21 protein-coding genes and 1 pseudogene are annotated in these 17,690 nt (G+C 49.7%); 15 read left to right on the forward strand and 7 right to left on the reverse strand.

The annotated features are described in order from the left end of the window. A pseudogene (locus tag HMPREF3090_RS09510) lies at window positions 1-152 on the forward strand (adenylosuccinate lyase); the annotation flags it as partial. A gap of 535 nt (window positions 153-687) precedes the next feature. On the opposite strand, the gene metF reads toward HMPREF3090_RS09510, so the two are convergent. Both metF and metE read right to left on the reverse strand, forming a co-directional pair. Further along, the gene (gene metF / locus HMPREF3090_RS00935; protein ID WP_070485738.1) at window positions 688-1,569 is read right to left on the reverse strand and encodes a methylenetetrahydrofolate reductase [NAD(P)H]; all 882 of its coding nucleotides are present in this window, start codon (window positions 1,567-1,569) and stop codon (window positions 688-690) included. Continuing rightward, window positions 1,547-3,826, reverse strand: a complete 2,280-nt coding sequence (gene metE / locus HMPREF3090_RS00940; protein ID WP_067973475.1) for a 5-methyltetrahydropteroyltriglutamate--homocysteine S-methyltransferase — start codon at window positions 3,824-3,826, stop codon at window positions 1,547-1,549. Before metE ends, metF begins: the two co-directional genes overlap by 23 nt. Window positions 3,827-4,093: 267 nt before the next feature. Between metE and HMPREF3090_RS00945 the strand changes: the two genes are divergently transcribed. Next, complete coding sequence (locus HMPREF3090_RS00945) at window positions 4,094-5,035, forward strand: 2-keto-3-deoxygluconate permease (protein ID WP_067973472.1); 942 nt, start codon at window positions 4,094-4,096, stop codon at window positions 5,033-5,035. A gap of 209 nt (window positions 5,036-5,244) precedes the next feature. After that, window positions 5,245-5,376: a hypothetical protein gene (locus HMPREF3090_RS09980; protein ID WP_256364772.1), complete on the forward strand. Its 132-nt coding sequence runs from the start codon at window positions 5,245-5,247 to the stop codon at window positions 5,374-5,376. A 135-nt stretch (window positions 5,377-5,511) separates the two neighbouring features. On the opposite strand, the gene HMPREF3090_RS00950 is transcribed toward HMPREF3090_RS09980, so the two are convergent. Next, window positions 5,512-6,276: a LytR/AlgR family response regulator transcription factor gene (locus HMPREF3090_RS00950; RefSeq protein WP_067973468.1), complete on the reverse strand. Its 765-nt coding sequence runs from the start codon at window positions 6,274-6,276 to the stop codon at window positions 5,512-5,514. A gap of 15 nt (window positions 6,277-6,291) precedes the next feature. Continuing rightward, complete coding sequence (locus HMPREF3090_RS00955) at window positions 6,292-7,287, reverse strand: GHKL domain-containing protein (protein WP_067973464.1); 996 nt, start codon at window positions 7,285-7,287, stop codon at window positions 6,292-6,294. A 546-nt stretch (window positions 7,288-7,833) separates the two neighbouring features. Here HMPREF3090_RS00955 and HMPREF3090_RS09760 point away from each other — a divergent pair. The 8 genes from HMPREF3090_RS09760 to HMPREF3090_RS00975 all read left to right on the forward strand — a co-directional run bounded on the left by HMPREF3090_RS09760 (window position 7,834) and on the right by HMPREF3090_RS00975 (window position 11,283). Further along, entirely contained in the window at window positions 7,834-7,992 is a 159-nt protein-coding gene (locus tag HMPREF3090_RS09760; RefSeq protein WP_158444746.1) for a hypothetical protein, read from the forward strand. 56 nt (window positions 7,993-8,048) lie between these two features. Next, the gene (locus tag HMPREF3090_RS00960; protein WP_067973462.1) at window positions 8,049-8,333 is read left to right on the forward strand and encodes a hypothetical protein; all 285 of its coding nucleotides are present in this window, start codon (window positions 8,049-8,051) and stop codon (window positions 8,331-8,333) included. Window positions 8,334-8,367: 34 nt separating this feature from the next. Further along, window positions 8,368-8,580 carry a hypothetical protein gene (locus tag HMPREF3090_RS00965; protein ID WP_067973460.1) on the forward strand — a complete coding sequence of 71 codons (213 nt, stop codon included), beginning with the start codon at window positions 8,368-8,370 and terminating at the stop codon, window positions 8,578-8,580. Between the two features lie 10 nt (window positions 8,581-8,590). Next, a complete protein-coding gene (locus HMPREF3090_RS09765; protein WP_158444744.1) occupies window positions 8,591-8,752 on the forward strand; it encodes a hypothetical protein in 162 nt (53 codons plus the stop codon). Between the two features lie 80 nt (window positions 8,753-8,832). Next, window positions 8,833-8,997, forward strand: a complete 165-nt coding sequence (locus HMPREF3090_RS09770) for a hypothetical protein (RefSeq protein WP_158444742.1) — start codon at window positions 8,833-8,835, stop codon at window positions 8,995-8,997. Between the two features lie 670 nt (window positions 8,998-9,667). Then, on the forward strand, window positions 9,668-10,345 hold the full coding sequence (locus HMPREF3090_RS00970; RefSeq protein ID WP_067973459.1) for a class I SAM-dependent methyltransferase: 678 nt from the start codon (window positions 9,668-9,670) through the stop codon (window positions 10,343-10,345). A gap of 60 nt (window positions 10,346-10,405) precedes the next feature. Beyond that, entirely contained in the window at window positions 10,406-10,582 is a 177-nt protein-coding gene (locus HMPREF3090_RS09775) for a hypothetical protein (RefSeq protein WP_158444740.1), read from the forward strand. Window positions 10,583-10,593: 11 nt separating this feature from the next. After that, the gene (locus HMPREF3090_RS00975) at window positions 10,594-11,283 is read left to right on the forward strand and encodes a DUF3800 domain-containing protein (protein WP_067973455.1); all 690 of its coding nucleotides are present in this window, start codon (window positions 10,594-10,596) and stop codon (window positions 11,281-11,283) included. A 313-nt stretch (window positions 11,284-11,596) separates the two neighbouring features. On the opposite strand, the gene HMPREF3090_RS00980 is transcribed toward HMPREF3090_RS00975, so the two are convergent. Both HMPREF3090_RS00980 and HMPREF3090_RS00985 read right to left on the reverse strand, forming a co-directional pair. Beyond that, the gene (locus HMPREF3090_RS00980) at window positions 11,597-12,379 is read right to left on the reverse strand and encodes a sulfite exporter TauE/SafE family protein (protein ID WP_067973452.1); all 783 of its coding nucleotides are present in this window, start codon (window positions 12,377-12,379) and stop codon (window positions 11,597-11,599) included. A gap of 18 nt (window positions 12,380-12,397) precedes the next feature. After that, a complete protein-coding gene (locus HMPREF3090_RS00985; protein ID WP_230080839.1) occupies window positions 12,398-13,279 on the reverse strand; it encodes a formylglycine-generating enzyme family protein in 882 nt (293 codons plus the stop codon). Between the two features lie 151 nt (window positions 13,280-13,430). Here HMPREF3090_RS00985 and HMPREF3090_RS00990 point away from each other — a divergent pair, with 151 nt between their 5' ends. Beyond that, window positions 13,431-13,850: a DUF4430 domain-containing protein gene (locus tag HMPREF3090_RS00990; RefSeq protein ID WP_067973449.1), complete on the forward strand. Its 420-nt coding sequence runs from the start codon at window positions 13,431-13,433 to the stop codon at window positions 13,848-13,850. A gap of 783 nt (window positions 13,851-14,633) precedes the next feature. Here the strand turns inward: HMPREF3090_RS00990 and HMPREF3090_RS09780 are convergent. Then, complete coding sequence (locus HMPREF3090_RS09780) at window positions 14,634-14,804, reverse strand: hypothetical protein (protein WP_158444738.1); 171 nt, start codon at window positions 14,802-14,804, stop codon at window positions 14,634-14,636. Between the two features lie 219 nt (window positions 14,805-15,023). On the opposite strand from HMPREF3090_RS09780, the gene HMPREF3090_RS00995 reads away from it, so the two are divergent. The 3 genes from HMPREF3090_RS00995 (at window position 15,024) to HMPREF3090_RS01005 (ending at window position 17,523) form a co-directional block, all read left to right on the forward strand. After that, window positions 15,024-15,587 (forward strand): hypothetical protein, encoded by a 564-nt coding sequence (locus HMPREF3090_RS00995; RefSeq protein ID WP_067973447.1) that lies wholly within the window; start codon window positions 15,024-15,026, stop codon window positions 15,585-15,587. A 108-nt stretch (window positions 15,588-15,695) separates the two neighbouring features. After that, window positions 15,696-15,986: a bacteriocin immunity family protein gene (locus HMPREF3090_RS01000; protein ID WP_070485742.1), complete on the forward strand. Its 291-nt coding sequence runs from the start codon at window positions 15,696-15,698 to the stop codon at window positions 15,984-15,986. A 193-nt stretch (window positions 15,987-16,179) separates the two neighbouring features. Then, window positions 16,180-17,523, forward strand: coding sequence for an MATE family efflux transporter (locus tag HMPREF3090_RS01005; RefSeq protein ID WP_067973439.1), 1,344 nt, complete (start codon window positions 16,180-16,182; stop codon window positions 17,521-17,523). The last annotated feature ends 167 nt before the right edge of the window (window positions 17,524-17,690 follow it).

Below are 17,690 nucleotides of genomic sequence, written 5' to 3' on the forward strand. Positions count from 1 at the left end.
AGTCCTGGGACGACCAGCGCGACTTCCGCGAACTCGTCGAAGGCAATGAAGAGATCACTGACCTCCTCAGTCCTGAAGAGATCGATGATGCTTTCGACTACCACTACCACCTCCAACGGGTGGATGAAATCTTTGAACGTTTGGGTATATAATGGTAGGAACTGGAATCTATATATGCAAAGCAGCCTGGCAGGTGGACCTCCCAGGCTTTTTTGTCGGAGTCTGTAAATGACAAGAATATCAATCAAATCGCATTCGTTCCGTTTCTGCTCAAGATTAATGGATATGGAAAGTAGTGGTCTATTAATAATCAGTCCAGTCAGCTATCTGGGATCTTGAAGCAGCTAGCTCTTAATTTAAGCTTTCGGCATCTAGCTGGGACCTAAAGCTAGCGAATAGATTCAAGCTTGGCTTGTTATGAGCTGGCTTATCTGCTAGGATAGGCTTGAAGCCAGGATTTTCTTTGGGAGGGAGACTTAGCTCATGTACTTTATCTTCTTTTTTATCGTATCCTTTTGTACTTTTATAGCCAATGGTCTAGTTCAAGATTATTTCCAGTTGACGAGTTACTGGGAGAAGTTTTTTAGTTTCTTTATTATTTACCTTTGTTTCTACTTTGTCTTTAAATTTATCTTCAAAAAGTTCGGCAAAGACATCTAAAGCAAAAGCGCCAGTTCCCTGACCCTTTCAGGTCGCGAGGAAGTGGCGCTTTTTTAAAAGGAGATTATGGACAGCTTCGTGGATTTTTTTGGCGATATAGGGGTTGTTCATGGTGTAGAGGTGGATGCCGTCGACACCCTGGCTGATGAGGTCGACGATTTGGTTGACGGCGTAGGCAATACCGGCGTCGCGCATGGCGACAGGCTTGTCTTGGTAGCGGTCCATCATCTTGACAAACTTGTCAGGGAGCTTGACCCCGCAGAGACTGGTCATCCGCTCGATCTGCCGCTTGTTGACCACCGGCATGATCCCGGCTTCAATAGGGACGTTGATATCAGCCAGTTCGCAGCGTTCGCGGAAGGCGTAGAAGTCGTTGTTGTCGAGGAAGAGCTGGGTGATGAGCTGGTCCACGCCGGCATCGACCTTGGTCTTGAGGTGCTTGATGTCTTGGACCTTGTCCTTGCAGTCGATATGGCCTTCGGGATAGCAGGCAGCGACAACGTTGAAGTCCCCCTTGTCCTTGATGAAGCGGACCATGTCAGAGGCATAGCTGAAGTCACCGGGCGCATAGTCGTCAGCCGGCAGGTCCCCGCGCAGGGCCAGGATATTTTCCACTTGAAGGGCCTGGAGTTCTTCCAACTTCTCTTCCAGGTCGGCCTTGGTCATCCCGATGCAGGGCAGGTGGGCGATGCTTTCAATGCCGTAGCCCTTGATAGTCTGAGCTATCTTGAAACTCTCGTCATTGTTGTCCCCGCCCCCAGCGCCGTAAGTGACGCTGATACAGTCGGGGGATAGGCTTTTGAGTTCTTCTAAGGTTTTATAGATACTTTGGGGTCCAGAGGTCTTCTTGGGTGGGAAGACCTCATAGGAGAAGACGGTTTTTTCTTTAAAAAGTTCTTTCGTTTTCATGGCGGATTTCCTCTGTAGCTTGGACCAGGTGCTTGAGGGATGCGCTAGTTTCCTCCCAACCGCGTGTCTTCAGACCGCAGTCAGGATTGATCCAGACTTTCTGGATGGCGACCTTGTCCAAGATCTTTCTAATGCTGGTTTTGATTTCATCGACGGAAGGGACACGAGGGGAGTGGATATCGTAAACGCCGGGGCCAACTTCGGTCTGGAAGTTTTGGGCTTTGAGGCTATCGAGAATTTCGAGGTCGGAGCGCGAAGCTTCGAAGCTGATCACGTCGGCATCCATCTGGTCGATGGCGGGAATAATATCGGTAAACTCGCTATAGCACATGTGGGTGTGGATTTGGGTGGTCGCTTGGACGCCGCTGTGTACCAGGCGGAAGGCGGGGATGGCCCAGTCGAGGTATTGACTGTACCAGTCCGTTTGGCGGAGGGGGAGCTTCTCGCGCAGGGCCGCTTCATCGATCTGGATGATGCGGATCCCCTGGGCTTCCAGGTCCAGGACTTCATCGCGGATGGCCAGGGCAATCTGGTAGGTTGAGGTCTTCAAGGAGATATCTTCACGTGGGAAGGACCAATTGAGGATGGTTACAGGACCGGTTAACATGCCCTTGACCAGGTGCTCGGTCCGACTCTGGGCATAGGTTGACCAAGGGACGGTCATGGCTTGGGGACGGGAGATGTCGCCCCAGATAATCGGTGGCTTCACACAGCGAGTCCCGTAAGACTGGACCCAGGCATACTGGGTGAAGAGATAGCCCTGGAGCCGTTCCCCGAAGTATTCCACCATGTCATTGCGTTCGAATTCCCCGTGGACCAGGACATCGAGGCCAATCTCCTCTTGGCGGCGGAGGCAGTCATCGATAGCTTGGCGGTTGAAGTCTTCATAGGCTTCCCGGCTGATGAGCCCCTTCTTGAAGTCGGACCGGTTCTTCTTCACTTCCTTAGTTTGGGGGAAGGAGCCGATGGTGGTCGTTGGTAAGAGGGGCAGGTTGAAAGCTGCCTTCTGCAGGGCTTCCCGTTCCGCAAAAGCTGGCTGGCGGTTGAAGAGCGCTTCTTCAATCCCTTGGACCCGGGCCTGGACCTTAGCATCGTCGGCATCCGGCCGGTGGGCAAAAAGGGCCTGGTTGGCTTGGTAGGCGGGCTCAGCCTGACGGTCGCTTCCAGCTAGGTGCTTGAGTTCTTGGAGCTCTTGGAGTTTCTCTTCAGCGAAGGCGAAGTGGGCCTTGTAGTCGGCCTTCAATTGCTCTTCTGGGGCCAAACGATAAGGCACATGGAGGAGGGAGCAGGAGCTATTCAAGACCAGGGCAATCCCTTGAGCTTCTAAGCGGTCCACCAAGTCCAAGGTCTCCTGGTAGTGGTTGCGCCAGATGTTCTTCCCATTGACCAAGCCCGCAAAGAGGAGCTTGTCGCTTGGAAAACCATATTTTTCGACGAGTTCTAGGGTCTTCCGGCCTTCTAGGAAGTCTAAGCCGATGCCGTCGAAGTCGAGGGCAATGACTTCCTGGTAGATGTCGCGGATGTCTCCGAAGTAAGTTTGGAGGAGGACCTTGACCGCTCCCTTCTTGGGGAGGATGGCTTGGTAGAGGTCTTGGAAGAGTTGGATATCTTCCACGCTAAGGTCATAGACAAGGTCGGGTTCATCCAGCTGGACCCAGGACACGCCCTCAGCTGCTAAAGTTTGGAGGAGTTGGCTATAGGCTTGGCTGAGGTCTGCCTTGAAGTCTTGGGCGGTCTTCTGGCCCAGATAGCGGAGCTTCTTGAGCAGGGTGAAGGGACCAATGAGGCTAGGCTGGGTCTCAACGCCCAGGGCCTTGGCTTCCCGGTAGTGGTCGACCACCCGGCTGTTGGCCAGCTTGACCACGGTATCGTCCTCAATCTCGGCGACCATGTAGTGGTAGTTGGTGTTGAACCACTTCTTCATGGCCAGGGCCTTAACGTCGCCCGCTTCTCCCTGGTAGCCCCGGGCCTGGGCGAAGTAGCTGTCTAGGTCAGAGACTTGGAGGTCCTGGTAGCGCTTGGGCACGATGTTGAAGAGGACCGCCGTATCTAGGAAGCCATCGTAGAAGGAGAAGTCATTGGATGGGATGAAGTCCAAGCCGCTCGCCTTCTGCTTGAGCCACTGGTCCTGGCGAATCTGCCGGGCCGTCTCCTGGAGGTCGGCCTCGCTAATTTCATGACGGAAGTATTTTTCAGTTTGGAATTTGAGTTCTCTGAGGGCCCCGATGCGCGGGTAACCGATAATTGATGTTTGCATAAGACTGGCTCCTTTTTGCTTTTAATAATGGGGGAAGTACATTTTTGAATGGCTTAAGTATAGCAGAGGGGGCAGACTGAGCGGTAATACGCACTTTGAATCAAGAAGAATAGCCAGTCGCTATGGATAGGGCTGGGGTTTAAGAGATAGAATGGCCTTATCATTTCGTATATAGCCTATTTTTTGATAAAATATGAGTAAGTATTTGTGAGCATTCGGCTCGCTTTGGCCCAGCATTCGCATGAACAGACTTTAAAAGGAGCGCCTATGTTAGAAAAAATTAAAAAGATACCGGCAGGGACTTTTCTCGTCCCCATGTTTATCTCGATGGTTCTGTATACCTTGTGGCCCAATCTCTTTAAGATCGGAGGGATCAGCCAGTCCCTCTTAGCTGGGGAAGGCCAGGGTTTTATTATTGGCTTGCTCTGCTTCTGTTCGGGAGTGGGGATTGACCTCAAACGCTTGGTCCGAGTTCTCAAGCGCCAGGGGATTCTCTTTCTCGTTAAGCTGGGGATCGCCTTCCTGGTTACTATTGCCTACCTGCGTTTCTTTGGCGATGGCGGTATCTGGGGAATGCCAGCTATTGCGGTAGCGACCGCCCTCTTGAGTATTAACCCAGCCATCTATCTCTCCATCAGTGAAGACTATGGCAATGAAGATGACCCTTACGCTTTCGGCCTAACCAGTCTCTTCTGTATCCCCCTCTTCCCGATGATTATTTTCGGCTTGGTCTACTCCAGCGGGGGCTTCGACTGGATGCCGGTGATTTCAACCCTCCTTCCGATGCTCCTAGGGATTATCTTGGGGAATCTCGATAAACAGTTTGCGGAACTCTTTGGGCCGGGACTCAATGTCTTGATCCCTTGGCTGGGCTGGTCGATTGGCCAGGGGACCAATGTCTTAGAAGCCATCAAAGCTGGACCAACCGGCATCCTTCTAACCCTGATGGTCATCATCTTCATGTCGCCCCTCTTCCTGGTTGACTACAAGATCCTGGGCAATGATGGGACAGCTGGCCTGGCCATGCTCAATGTGGCCGGCCTGTCGACCTCCGTACCCGTCGTCCTCGCAACCACCTATCCCCAACTCTTAGATTATCAGACCGCCGCTGTCTCTCAGATCCTCGCCTCCGTCGTCATCCTCAGTTTCCTCAGCCCTGTGTTGACCGAACGCTGGGTCAACCACCTCCAGAAAAAAGAAGCTGAATAAAAAGAAAATCCGTCACACCATTTAAGAATGGCAGGTGACGGATTTTATATTAGGGAAAAATTACCAAATATGATGAAAAAACGACCACATATGATGAATTTAAGTATTTACTCATTTTTGGTGATAAACTAATCTTAACGATCAGGAGACGGTTTAAAAGAAGCAAGCTAACCACTTCTAATCATAAGCTAGTGAGAGGAGGAATCAACATGACAGTTAAAGAAAAAGATTGCTTAATAAGTGTAGGGCTTGCAGCTCTTTTCTTAGTCTTTGCCCTGGCCATTATCTCCAACTTGGATGCGATTGTGGCAGGTTTAGAAGCAGGCTTTAATTCGCTTTAGAGGCTATCCACTCACATAGACCCCAAAGCTCAGTGCCGAAAACGTAATATATTTTCCAAAAGCTCCTCCTAGCTAGGGGCTTTTTCTTATTAAAAAATCCGTCACAGCCTAATAAGAAGGGCAAGTGACGGATTTTTAATTGTCTTTTTGGTCAGACCGAGCTTTCCGCTCAGCCAGGGCTTGGTTGAGGCTCGCTCTGTACTTGCGGGAGAAGCTGAAGACTTGGCCGTTGCTTAGGGTTACCCGGCGTTTAAGCGGGGCGACCTGGTCGACTAAGTCTAGGTTGACGAGGGCGGACTGGGAGAGGCGGAAGAAGCCGGGAAGTTGGTCGAAGTCTTTGAGGGCACCGTAGCTTTGTAGGGTGCTGGACCGGGTAGTGAACTCTAGGATATGGGGCTTCTGGGTGGTTTGGATACTGAAGAGGTCTTTTGGGTCGACGAGATAGGTTTGTGAGCCCGACTTAATTTGGATGTTGGGCGTCTTTGTTTCCTGGCCAGGATAGAGGCGCTGGTAGAAGAGCTCGAAGCAGATGATGATCTCTTGGCGCAAGCTGTCGAAATCTTCTTTGTGGATATAGGCCAGGGGCTCCAGGTGGTGTTTGAGGGTCAGGGGCGCATAGGAGGGGTGGGCGGTGATGAAGGCAATCCGTCCGAAGGGGTCTAAGTGCTTGATCTCTTGGGCCAGGGCTAGACCTTCTGCCTGGCCCTCGATTTCGATGTCTAGGAAGTAGAGGCCTGGTTGGCTAGGCTGGTCGGGGAAAGCCGCCACAATGGCTTGGGGGTCACTGCTGGCCTTGGCCAAGTAGAAGCTGGCGTCATGGAAGAGGATGTAGTCTTCGATGATGCCTGTGATGGCTTGGAGCTGGCTGGGATTATCCTCTAAGAGATAAACGGGGTGCATAGCTGGGCCTCCTTTCTAGAGATAGGTCAGGTAGAGTTGGGCATGGAAGCGGCCCTCCTGATAGGTCAAGTTGAGGAGGGCATTGGGATAGGCGCTGAGGATCTCTTCCAGGTTGGTCAGGCCTAGTCCGCGATGGCCCTCCTTGGTAGAAAAGCCGGTCTGCTTGGCTTCCTGGACTGTAATCGCAGGACTGGGATTGGTCACCTGGATCTCCAGACCCTGGTCATCGGCCAGCATGAGGATGTCGATCATCTCTTCATGGCTGGGACGCGCCGCTTGCCGGCCTTCAGAGGCATTATTAAGCAGGATCGCCAGACAGCGCATGAGGTCGAAGCTGTTGATCGGCAGAGTCTTCAGAGGATAGAAGCATTCGAAGTGGTAGGGAATCCCCGCCTTCTCCCACTCCAAGAGCTTGGACATGAGGAGATAGCGCAGGTCCTGGTCTTCAATCTGCTGGAGGTCGGCCAGGTTGGATGAAGTCTCCTGGGGCATCTCTTCTTTCACATAGGTCGACAACTTGTCTAGGTAGTCTGCCAAGTGGTCGAAGTCCTGGTCGCGGACCATCAATTGGGACAAGGACAAGAGGTCATTGAGGTCGTGGCGGATCTTTCGAATACTGTTCTGATTATCTTTCAAGCGGTCCAGGTAGAGGGCCAAGTCTTCCGTTCGCAAGGCCTGGGACTCAGCCGCCTGGTCCGCTATCTTGCGCCGGTAGTAGAGGAAGGCGAGGAGGAGGGCGAGTAAGAGTTGAAAGGCCATGAAAGTGAGCAGGCCCATTAAGACCTTGGCATAAGATAAGTTGGGATTTTGGTAAAAGAAGTCAGAGAGAATGGTCAGACCAATAAAACATAAGAGAGGAATCGTGAATATTCGATCGTTAAAAATTCCCTTAAAGAGTCGAAAAAGACTGCCATCTTGACGAATATGGTAATAACTAGCCCAAGTCACCCCTATTTCTAAGAACCAAAAGCTTAGAAATAAATCTGTGCCTTCGATTTGAAGCAGGTTCATGGGAAGAGCAAAGCAAGCTAACCTGACCATCGCATGGAAAATATGATTTAATAATAAAAAATTTAGAAGTAAGTAATCGTTCTCTGAATTTTTTTGCAGAAGAAAGAAGAGAAAAAGAATGACAAGAACCGTGGCCAAGGATTGGAAATGAACTAATTCCCTTAGCATGCCTTGAAAGAATAGATAGGTGAAACTAACCATGAGTGTCTTGGTCAAAGGATGGTTAGTCTTCAAAGAAAAAATAGGCAAAGACGTATACAAAATAGCTTGTATCGTCGCGTTGAGAAGTGCTAAATAATAAGGGATAGTAGTCACTCCCATCTAGTGAATTAATGTACATTTATCATAAGGAAATCTTAAATAAAAGTCAATTAATGCTATAAATAAGTTCAAAAGAACCGGATATGATGAAAAAACGACCAGATATGATGAATTTAAAACGCTAACATAGTTTTTTGCTATACTAGGATTGTAAGATTCAGGTGCAAAGCCAACAAAAATAATAAGTTTTTGGCTAACTTTGTCACAGCAAAAGGAGGTAGTCGAATGGGGACAAAGGATGACAAGCACAATGGATTGAAACGATTTATCCTGTTTTTAATTGTCTTAGCGATTTTATGCCTAGGAGCTGATTTATACCGCAATTTCGATGCTTTAGTGGAAGGTTACCAAAGTACCCGCGTGGTACCGGAATCTACCGACTAGATAAAGGTGATGAAAGATTTATTGTTGATACGCTTACTGAGAAAGGAAGGCCCATTATGGATTTAAAACAATCATTCACTGAGAGCTTGGAGGATTTGGTCCAAAGCTTGGAAGCCAACCATCCTGAGGCTCGGACAACACGTTTTGTTCGGGAAAGTTTAGATGAAGTCAAAGAAGCAGAGGGAGTGGCCTTAACGGGTCAAATCCAACAATTCCTAGAAAAAGCTCCGATTGTCAAGAGCTCGGAGAAGCTAGAATTCTCTGCAGAGGAGAAAGAGCTCTGGCGTAAGCTTCTGGACCACAAGCAATTAGGCAATAACTTATGGGGGCTTTCCTTGTAAGCTTTTGAACCTATTAAAGGAGGTGGTGCCACAGATGCCTGAAGACCGTAAGAAGCAAATAAGAATCCTATTTGATGCCGGGCTAGCTGCCTTGACCATTCAAATTGTGACCTCTTATCTTTCCAAGAGCGACCCCCTGCTTGTTTGGGAAGATTACAAATCCATCTTAACTTTTATCTTTTTTGTGGCTTTAGCCTTGGAAATTAGTCTCCGCTATCGTCGTTGGCGGCAGGCTCACAGGGCCTAGGAGGTGTATGATGACAGATAAAAAAGTCAGTCCTCTAGCTAAGTTTATTATGGTTCTCATTGTCCTGGCCTTGGTCTGTATAGGTGTCGATCTTTACCGGAATGGCGATACCTACCGGGAAGCCTACCAGGCAGGCTATGACTCTTATGAGCAGATCAGTCCTTTTGACTAGGGGAAGGCCCCTAGCTGGGACTGGCTAGTCTTTAAATTCTTGCTCAAAGACAACTTGTTGTCAGAATGAGGAGGTGTCTTATGAAAGCCGAAGAAAGAAATTCACTCCTGATTAAGCTATTGATTGCTTTGGTTGTGATGGGTCTCTTGTCCTTTGGCGTAGACCTTTATAATAACTTTGATGAGTATAAAGCGTCCTACCAGGCAGGTTACGACTCTTATGAGCAGATCAATCCTTTTGAATAGTAGTATCGTTTAGTGTAAGAAAACAAGAAGCTCCTCAGCGCGGGAGCTTTTTGTACTTTTATGAGTGCTGATATTTTTATGCCGAATAATTAAAAGTGTTTTTTGTTAGATAAGCGTGAGCAGGAGTGGAGCGTTGAAGTTGGTCCTTAGCCACGAAAAAGCAAGCAAAGCGAATTACGGCTAGTAGGCTAATCTTTTAGCCGTACTAGCCGTTTAAGTCTTGCTAGGCGAGAGACCTTGGCTCGAGCCGGTGCCGTGGCTTTTTAAGGACCAAATTCAAAAGCAGAACGGATGCTCATCGATTTAATTAGTCACAGAGCACTTTTATTTTCCTATCCCCCTTGCATCCTCTGGCTTGAATTGTTAGTATAGGTTCCGCTATGATAGATTTAAGCAAAGTCTATAAAGGGTGTGAGCAAGACTGCTTAGACTTGAATGACTGGAGCCCAAACGAAAAAGAGCGGCTGTAGCCGATCGTTTCGATTGGGTGAAGTCACTTCAAGTTTGCTCTTGCGAACCCGACTAGGAAAGGGTGTGAGGGCTAGCGGGAGAAAGAGACCTCTGGAGCCAAAAGCCAAAGAAGACTGGAGGTCTTCGGCGGATTTTGGTGAAGAGGAGCCCTTCCTGCATCCTCGAATCCGACTGCAGTAGGTAGAAAGAAGGGGTTTTGATGGCAATTTTTGATGACCAAGCCAAGGATTATGATCGATGGTACGATAAGCCCATGGGGAAATTTGTGGATAAGGTAGAGACCGACCTGGCCTTTTCCTTGTTGACAGTCCAGCCAGGCATGCGAGTCCTCGATGCGGGCTGTGGGACTGGGAATTACAGTATCAAATTGGCCAAGCACGGGGCAGAGGTTGTGGGGATCGATATTTCCCAGGGCATGTTGGACCAGGCGGAGGCGAATGTTCAAGCGGAGAACTTGGAGGTAGACTTCCAGCTGATGGACATGCAGGACCTGGCCTTTGAGGATAATTCTTTCGATGCCGTTCTGTCCATGACTGCCATTGAATTCGTGGAGGACCTGGACGCCCTCTACCGGGAATTCCGCCGGGTGGTGAAGCCGGGTGGCCAGATCTTACTGGGATCCATTACCAAGTCTGGGGCTTGGGGTCAAGCCTATGCCAGTAAGGGTGGGGACATCTACAGCCAGGCGCATTTTCGTGATTTGACAGACTTGAGAAGCTTGGATGAAACTAACCTGGTGGATACGGCGGAGGGCCTCTTTGTCCTCCCTAATTCGGATCCGGCTAAGCTGTCTAGTGACTTGGAGATGAGCCTGTCGGAGAAGGGCCGGGCCGCAAGTTTTGCTTGTGTCCTCTTCGAGAAGGCGGACCGGGTCTAAGCCAAGCTGACCCTGGTCGCGGAAGAAGACCAGGACCTGAGCCAGCAGCGTGCCTACTTCTTGGACCGGATCGAATCGTCCGGCATCCCTTATGACTTGTCAGAGGCTGATGATTGCGTGACCCTGAGAGGGAATGCGGGGGAAGTCTTCCGGCTCTTAGAGGTCATCCACCAACAAGCAGCCCTCCATGGCGACTTCTACGCCATGCGGATTGACTTGAAGAATCGCTTGGACTAGGAGGGACCAGGATGCAACTATTTGTCGATGAATCAGGGTCGATCAACCGCAAAAAGAACCCAGACGGTCGTTATTTTGTTATGGCCTTTGTGCAGACCGACCGTCCCGACCATGTCGCAGAGATCTTTCGCCGCAATAAGCAGTCCTATCTGGATAAGTCCCAGTCGAAAAAGACCGCCGATGAAGAGATCAAGGGGTCCAATATGCCGGATGGGATGAAGGCGCAGATCTTCAAGGCCCTGCGGGATGAGACAGATGCGGTCTTCCACTATTTGGTGATCGATAATTTTCAAGTCTACCCCAATCTCCTGCGTAAACCCTCTCTGACCTTCAATTATTTCGTTGGCTTGGCCATCAAGGAAATTGCGGGCCACCGCCAAAATGAAAAAGAAAACCTGCAGATGATGATCGATAACCGCAACCAGGCCTTGCGGTCGCTGAATTCACTGGAGGAATACCTGCAGATTATCATGACCATCGAAAAGCGCTGGCTCCACGATGTCCATGTCGAGTACAAGGACTCCCAAGATGAGAACATGATCCAAGTCGCGGATATCTTCGCCAACACCGTCTTCCGGGTCTGCCGCAGCGAAGCCCATGGCAAGTCCAATCCCGACAACCAAGCCCTCCTCAAACTCTGCCGCATCGGCAAAACGCGCTTCTTCCCGCGAGGTAAGAGTGAATTGAGTTTATTTGAATAAATGGTATTGCTGAGCATCCGCTGCGCTTTTGAATTTGACCCTTAAAAAGCCATGGCACCGGTTCGGGTCAAGGCCCCTCACCTAGCGAGCTTCAAAGGGCTAGTACGGCTGGCGCCTACTATCCCTAATTCACATCGCTTGCTTTTTCATGGCTAAGGGCCAACTTCAACGCTCCACTTCTGCTCAGAAGTAGATTGCAAATAAATTATATAATGGCTATTAGGATTAACTTTTAATAGCGTCTGAAATAAGATAAAAATAAAAACCATCCCAAAAGCTAGCAGCTTGCGCCAGCTTTTGGGATGCTTTATTTTTATAGGAATAGTCGTACGCCGTTGACGATATTGAGGAGGATGACGGAGGCCGTGATGATGAGGTAGGTCCGGTTGACGGCCTTGTTGGTCATGCGCTGGTTGAGGGCAGACCCAATATAGCCTCCGATAACGGCAGCGGGAAGGATGACGAGGAGGAAGCTGGTTGAGCCCGCTGCGACACTGCCGGCCAGGACGATGCTGGTGAGTTTGGAGAGCTGGGAGAAGAAGATAGTGATGATGGAGTAGACTGTGGCTTGCTTGGTTGAGGCGCCGAAGAGGGCGATGAAGAGGGCCACGTTCATGGGGCCACCACCGATGCCGAGCAGGGTCGAGAGGACGCCCAGGGCCAGGGAGGCGAGGAAGAAGCTGAAGAGGCCAGCCAAGCGGAGTTGCTTGCGGCTGGGGTCATAGGTGTACCAGATGGAGAGGCCCAGGGTGATGATGGTAATGATAATTTGGATCAGTTGGACCTTATCGGGGTTATTGTAGAGGGACATGAGGATGTTGAAGATGGTGTCCCCTAAGCGACCGCCGATAATGGACCCGAAGGCAATGGCGAGGAGGCGCTGCCAGGAGATCTGGAAGCCACCGCGCACTTGTTTGATGATGGAAACAATGGACATGGTGAAGACGGCAGCGCTGGAGAAGAAGCCAATCACATTGAGGGGGTGGGCACCAATCGCATCCAGGGCGGGTTTAATGATCACGCCGCCTCCCATACCTGAGACGGCCCCTACCGTATTGGAGAAGAGGATAACGATAAAATATAAGAGATAAAGCATAAAAACCTTCTTTCTATCTTAAGCGCGGGATTGAGCACAGCGGAAGCCCGTGTTGGAGGTGCTGGAGAGGGCATTGTTGGCGTTGCGGCCAGCAATCCGGTAGCGTTGGCAGTAGGAATGGTGGCAGAGGAAAGACCCCCCTCTGAGGGCGAAGTCGGTGGCTCGGTCATAGCCAGAGTAGGCCTTAGCCCAGTCCTCAGCGGTTTTATCCTGGAACTGGGTCAGGGGGATGCGGCCAGGATTGCTGCACCATTCCCAGACATTACCGATCATCTGGTAGAGGCCGTAGTCGTTGGGCGCATAGGCTTTAGCAGGGGCAGTCCCGACATAGCCGTCTGCGGCCGTGTTCTCGTTGGGGAAGTCACCCTGCCAGACATTGGCCCAGTGCTTGCCGTCTGCTTCGAGCTCATTGCCCCAAGGATAGATGCGGCCGTCCCGGTGGCCAGCTTGGGCAGCGTATTCCCATTCTGATTCACTAGGCAATCGGAGTCCCGCCCACTGGCAATAGGCCAGGGCATCGTTGTGGGAGACGTGGACAACGGGGTGGTCCATCCGCCCTTCTAGCGTTGAACCTGGGCCTTCCGGTTGCCGCCAAGAAGCGCCCGCCACCTCGTGCCACCAGTCCGTGCCGGCGGTTAAGGGATAGTCGTCGCGCTTGTCTTCATCGATGAGGAGGAAGAAGACATTGGACGAGCCATAACGCTCAGCATCGGTAACATAGGCGGTATCCAGGAAGAAGGCCTGGAAGTCACGGTTGGTCACCGTTTGGGCACCCATAGCGAAATCAGCTACTTCCAGCTCGACACTGGGGCCTTCCTGGTCCCGATCGAAACCACAAGACTTCTGGTCGCTCCCCATGCGGAAAGTGCCGCCTTCAATTGAAATCAGTTCATAAGACATGGAGGTCCTCCTTTTTCATGATAATTATCTAATCTAACTATAACATACTTCCATCCTATCGCATTTTTTTAGGCTTAAAGATCGAGAAAGGATTGACCTTATGCCTGGAATCGCTTAAAGTTAAAGTATTAGAACTTAAGGAGGATCTACCATGAAGAAAAAATGGCTCTTATTACTGACCTCGATGGCCCTGCTCGGTGCCTGCCAACAACCCGCTGACGACAAAGCAGCTGACCAAAGCACCGCTCAGACAGAGGAACAAGCCAAGCAAGAAGCAACCTTTAGCATCCAACCCCTAGAAGGCGAAGCTGAAACCAAGCAAGTGACCTTCCAAGAAGGTGACAAGGTGATGGATGCCCTGAAAGCCAACTTCGATGTGGAAGAAGATAAAGGCTTCGTTAAAGCCATCAATGGTGTCAGCCAGGATGAAGGTAATGAAGTATATTGGATGTATTATGTCAATGGTGAGATGGCCCCTAAAGGCGCTGACCAGACAGAACTCAAAGCTGGCGATAAGGTTGAATTTAAGCTCGAACAAATGCAGGCTGAATCAGAATCTGAAGCCGCTTAGGAAAATGGTTATTAGCAATGGTGTTGATGAGCATCCGTTTCGCTTTTGAATTTTGTCGTTAAAAGATAGAAGATCAAGAACGGCTGTTGCCGTCTTGTACTCTATCCGTAAGTCGCTGAGGCTCCAACGGCTAGAGCAGCACCGGCTCGAGCCAAAGTCTCTCGCCTAGCGAGCTTCAAATAAGAGTGTGACAAAAGTCGGGAGCTCTGAATCACTGGAGCAAAGGCTGGCAGAGCCTTGTTAGAGGCTCGGCCAGCCTTTGTGAAGTGGAATCAGAGCTGACTTTTGGAACAGGTTTTGGCTAGTACGGCTAATCGCCTACTATCCGTAATTCACATCGCTTGCTTGTTCATGGCTAACGACAAAATTCAAAGCTCCACTCCTGCTCACAATAGCTGATGCAATAACTATTCTGCAATTACTACTCACCACTACTAAAAAATAGAGAATCACTAATATATAATAAACATAAGAACAGGAATTCCCTCGATGGTTGAGGAAATTCCTGTTTTTTCTTTATATAGTAGGAGCTGTGTTGTTAACATATACTCGACTCGGTCAGCAAGCCACACTCGAAGACTTTGAGTGAGTGTTGAGTCTTGTCAACCCCCGCTCGGAAGGTCTGATTGTGTCTTGGGTTTTAGGAAGCCCCACTTGGAGCTTGTCTTTGTGGCTTGTTCCTTGCCAGCCCACACTCGGAGGCTGTGCTTGTGCCTAGACCTTGGTCAATCTCCATTCGCTCCTTCTGATTGTGTGTTCAGACTTCCGGCTATGTGTCATTTCTTAGTGCCGGTAGAGGTACTGAATGGCCAGAGTGCCAGCAATAATTGATACCAGCTGGATGATCATGAAGGCTTCTTGGTCCATTAACTTGGGTTCGGCACTGCTGACAAAGTATACCAATAGGAAGGTTAAGAGGCCGGTAGAGAATTTTTTCAATGCTTGGTTTTCCATGGTGCTTCCTCCTTGTTTTGATGATTGCGTTAAGGATGGTCTTTATAATTTTATTTTAACAAACAAAGAAAGCGTTCACAAAATATTCACTTAGATTTATTTTAAAGAGTTTGACTATTTTTGACTAATTATCATTGACCTTTCCTGACCAATTTGGTATAATAATAAGTGAAGAGGGAAAGGATCCCTCGAGATGATGATAAAGAAAGGTGATCATTGATGAAACGTTATACAGTGACTGCAGATGTAAACAGTGAAAAATTCGGGAAAGGAACTTTGCTAGCTGAACTGAATGAAGACGATTTTATCCGCTATGCCAACCTTTCGGACCAAGAAAAATTAGACTTCTTAAAAGAAAAAGATGCCCGCTTCCAAGTTGATGTGAATGACTTAGAAGATAAGGACGTGGCTAACTACAGCGTTAAGGCAAGTGAAAATACCCCATCCCGTCCAAGCGCAAGTGAACAACCTCGTGTTAGCCGGAAGATGCGGGTGAATGTGAACGGTCAAGATACCGGTTGGGTGGATGTAACGGAAGAAAACCAAGCCCAATACGACGCCATGATGGACCGCTTCAACCAAATGCACCAACGCTTTAACCAAGAATTTAATAACTTCTTCCCAAACTTCCGTCGGGGCAACTTCCTAGACTTAGGACGCCCATTCTTTGAAAGCTTGTCCGCCCCACAAAGCCAAGACCAAGCCTCAGAAGACAAGGACCAAGACCAAGCTGACAAGGAAGACAGTGGGGATAGCGAAAAAAAAGAAACGACAGAAAAATAAAATGAAATAATAAATCTTAAAGCTGGAGGCTAAGTTGCTTCCAGCTTTTTTTGTCTTTTTTGAGGAGAGGGCGTATAATCATTTTAATCAATTAAGGAGGTGGCGCTTATGGCAGCCTTGAAATGGTTTGCGGGCTGGCAAGATCGCCGCAAAGAAGCGATTAAATTGATTCAAGAGATAGAGGGTAAGTTAGGTCCTTCCCAGCCTGCTTTGAAACAGGTCCTAGCTGATTACTTGCTAGAATTTCAGGAGAGTGGGACCTCAGCTCCCTATATCTTGACCCGGCTCAACTTGGACTTGTCCAAGGCCTTGCGTGCAGACGGCCAAGTTATACCCGATGACCAAGAAGCCCTCTTGAAGGAATTATCAGCTCTGTCTCAGATCCGCTATGGTTATTAGGAGGCAAACTTAAAAACTTAGAAGAAATTCTCAACTAGCCCTTGAATTATGGACCTATCTTCATTATCATAGGTGGGGTCTAGAGACGAGCAAGTGAGCAGCAATGCCTGCTTGCCAAAGCACTTTATTTTTATGCTTCGCTAAGCGGCATAAAAATGGGGTGCTTTTTGTACGAAGAAAGGAGTCGGATGATATGCTAAAGAATTTTGTGCGTTATGTGAGTTTCGCTACCTTGAGCATGGTCGGCTATTCGCTCTTTGTCTTGGCGGATACCTTCTTCATTGCCCAAGGGATTGGGGGACAAGGGATTGCAGCCTTGAACCTGGTACTTCCGGTGGTCCATGTGATTTCAGGACTGGGCTGGATGTTTGGGGTAGGGGGAGCGACCCTCTTCTCTATTCAAAAGTCGCGGGGCCAGGTGCGGACGGCCCAAGAGATTTTCTCGCTGACTGCTCTGGCTGCTGGCTTGTTGAGTTTGCTGATTGTGGCCATCTGTTTCTTCTTCCGTGGCCCTCTGCTTCAAGCTTTGGGGGCATCAGGAGAGCTCTATCATTGGGCCAGGGATTATTTTGCGGTCTACACCCTCTTTACACCAGCCTTTATCTTGAACTTTGTCATGGTATCTTTCCTACGCAATGATGGGGCGCCGCGCTTAGCTAGTATTGCCTTCTTGGCTGGTGGCCTGGCTAACATTGTGCTGGACTACATCTTTATCTTCCCCCTCCAATGGGGCCTGGCCGGAGCGGCACTGGCGACTTGCTTCTCGCCAATCCTCTCCCTAGTCTTAGCGGCTAACCATCTCCGCCGCGGAGACAGCCAGTTGAAGTTCCGCAGCTTTCACTTCCAATGGCGCGACTTAGCTTCTGTAGTAGCCAATGGTTTATCCTCCTTTATGAATGAATTCTCGTCAGCTGTGGTGATGTTCGCCTTCAACCAGGTCTTACTGAGTCTGGCGGGCGATCTGGGAGTGACAGCCTATGCTATCATTGCCAACCTAAATATCATCATTATTGCGATCCTAACGGGGATTGGTCAGGGTTTCCAACCCCTGGTCAGCCAATTCTACGGAGCGCGGGATGACCGCAGCGTTCAAGCCGTTTTCCGCATGGCCTTAGTGACCTACCTGGTATTTGGTGCCTTCTGCCTCCTCCTTGGCCAAGTGGGCGCCCATCCCCTGGTTGCTATCTTCAACAGCCAGGCCGACCCAGCCCTAACCGCCATGGCCACGTCAGGCTTGCGCCTCTACTTCCTATCTTATCCGCTGACGGCCATCAATTTCTTTGTCATTTACTATGCCGTGGCAGTCAACGCGCCAAGGTCCTCCATGCTGGTCTCTCTCTTGCGAGGCTTGATCCTGATCATCCCTTATCTCCTCGTGATGAGTCGGCTCTGGGACTTGACCGGTGTCTGGCTCACCATGACCGCCGTCGAAGCAAGCACCGCTATCCTCTCCATCACCCTCATCATCTACTATTACTACAAACTAACTGGCCAACAAAATATTAAAATCTTCCGCCGGTTAAGGAGAAGGGTGTGAGCAAGAGCGTTTAGCTTTGGATGCTTGGAGTAAGTTGGAATAAGGGCAAGCCCCGCTTGCACGTTTCCAACTTGCGAAAGCACTCCAAAGCTGCTCTTGCGAACCCGACTGAAGGGTGTGAGCAGTTGCGCTTAGACTTGAATGACTGGAGCCCAAACGGAAAAGAG

The sequence above is a fragment of the Aerococcus sp. HMSC23C02 genome (assembly GCF_001806805.1).
GTDB classification, from domain to species: Bacteria; Bacillota; Bacilli; order Lactobacillales; family Aerococcaceae; genus Aerococcus; species Aerococcus sanguinicola.

Bases quoted from the DNA above. Each gene is read 5' to 3' on its own strand.
- HMPREF3090_RS00960 (WP_067973462.1), top strand. From the start codon at position 8,049: ATGGATTTAAAACAATCATTCACTGAGAGCTTGGAGGATTTGGTCCAA.
- HMPREF3090_RS09770 (WP_158444742.1), top strand. From the start codon at position 8,833: ATGAAAGCCGAAGAAAGAAATTCACTCCTGATTAAGCTATTGATTGCT.
- HMPREF3090_RS09780 (WP_158444738.1), bottom strand. From the start codon at position 14,804: ATGGAAAACCAAGCATTGAAAAAATTCTCTACCGGCCTCTTAACCTTC.
- HMPREF3090_RS00995 (WP_067973447.1), top strand. From the start codon at position 15,024: ATGAAACGTTATACAGTGACTGCAGATGTAAACAGTGAAAAATTCGGG.
- HMPREF3090_RS01000 (WP_070485742.1), top strand. From the start codon at position 15,696: ATGGCAGCCTTGAAATGGTTTGCGGGCTGGCAAGATCGCCGCAAAGAA.
- HMPREF3090_RS01005 (WP_067973439.1), top strand. From the start codon at position 16,180: ATGCTAAAGAATTTTGTGCGTTATGTGAGTTTCGCTACCTTGAGCATG.
- metF (WP_070485738.1), bottom strand. From the start codon at position 1,569: ATGAAAACGAAAGAACTTTTTAAAGAAAAAACCGTCTTCTCCTATGAG.
- HMPREF3090_RS00975 (WP_067973455.1), top strand. From the start codon at position 10,594: ATGCAACTATTTGTCGATGAATCAGGGTCGATCAACCGCAAAAAGAAC.
- HMPREF3090_RS00970 (WP_067973459.1), top strand. From the start codon at position 9,668: ATGGCAATTTTTGATGACCAAGCCAAGGATTATGATCGATGGTACGAT.
- HMPREF3090_RS09765 (WP_158444744.1), top strand. From the start codon at position 8,591: ATGACAGATAAAAAAGTCAGTCCTCTAGCTAAGTTTATTATGGTTCTC.
- HMPREF3090_RS00990 (WP_067973449.1), top strand. From the start codon at position 13,431: ATGAAGAAAAAATGGCTCTTATTACTGACCTCGATGGCCCTGCTCGGT.
- metE (WP_067973475.1), bottom strand. From the start codon at position 3,826: ATGCAAACATCAATTATCGGTTACCCGCGCATCGGGGCCCTCAGAGAA.
- HMPREF3090_RS00965 (WP_067973460.1), top strand. From the start codon at position 8,368: ATGCCTGAAGACCGTAAGAAGCAAATAAGAATCCTATTTGATGCCGGG.
- HMPREF3090_RS00945 (WP_067973472.1), top strand. From the start codon at position 4,094: ATGTTAGAAAAAATTAAAAAGATACCGGCAGGGACTTTTCTCGTCCCC.
- HMPREF3090_RS09980 (WP_256364772.1), top strand. From the start codon at position 5,245: ATGACAGTTAAAGAAAAAGATTGCTTAATAAGTGTAGGGCTTGCAGCT.
- HMPREF3090_RS00950 (WP_067973468.1), bottom strand. From the start codon at position 6,276: ATGCACCCCGTTTATCTCTTAGAGGATAATCCCAGCCAGCTCCAAGCC.
- HMPREF3090_RS09760 (WP_158444746.1), top strand. From the start codon at position 7,834: ATGGGGACAAAGGATGACAAGCACAATGGATTGAAACGATTTATCCTG.
- HMPREF3090_RS00985 (WP_230080839.1), bottom strand. From the start codon at position 13,279: ATGTCTTATGAACTGATTTCAATTGAAGGCGGCACTTTCCGCATGGGG.
- HMPREF3090_RS00980 (WP_067973452.1), bottom strand. From the start codon at position 12,379: ATGCTTTATCTCTTATATTTTATCGTTATCCTCTTCTCCAATACGGTA.
- HMPREF3090_RS00955 (WP_067973464.1), bottom strand. From the start codon at position 7,287: ATGAACCTGCTTCAAATCGAAGGCACAGATTTATTTCTAAGCTTTTGG.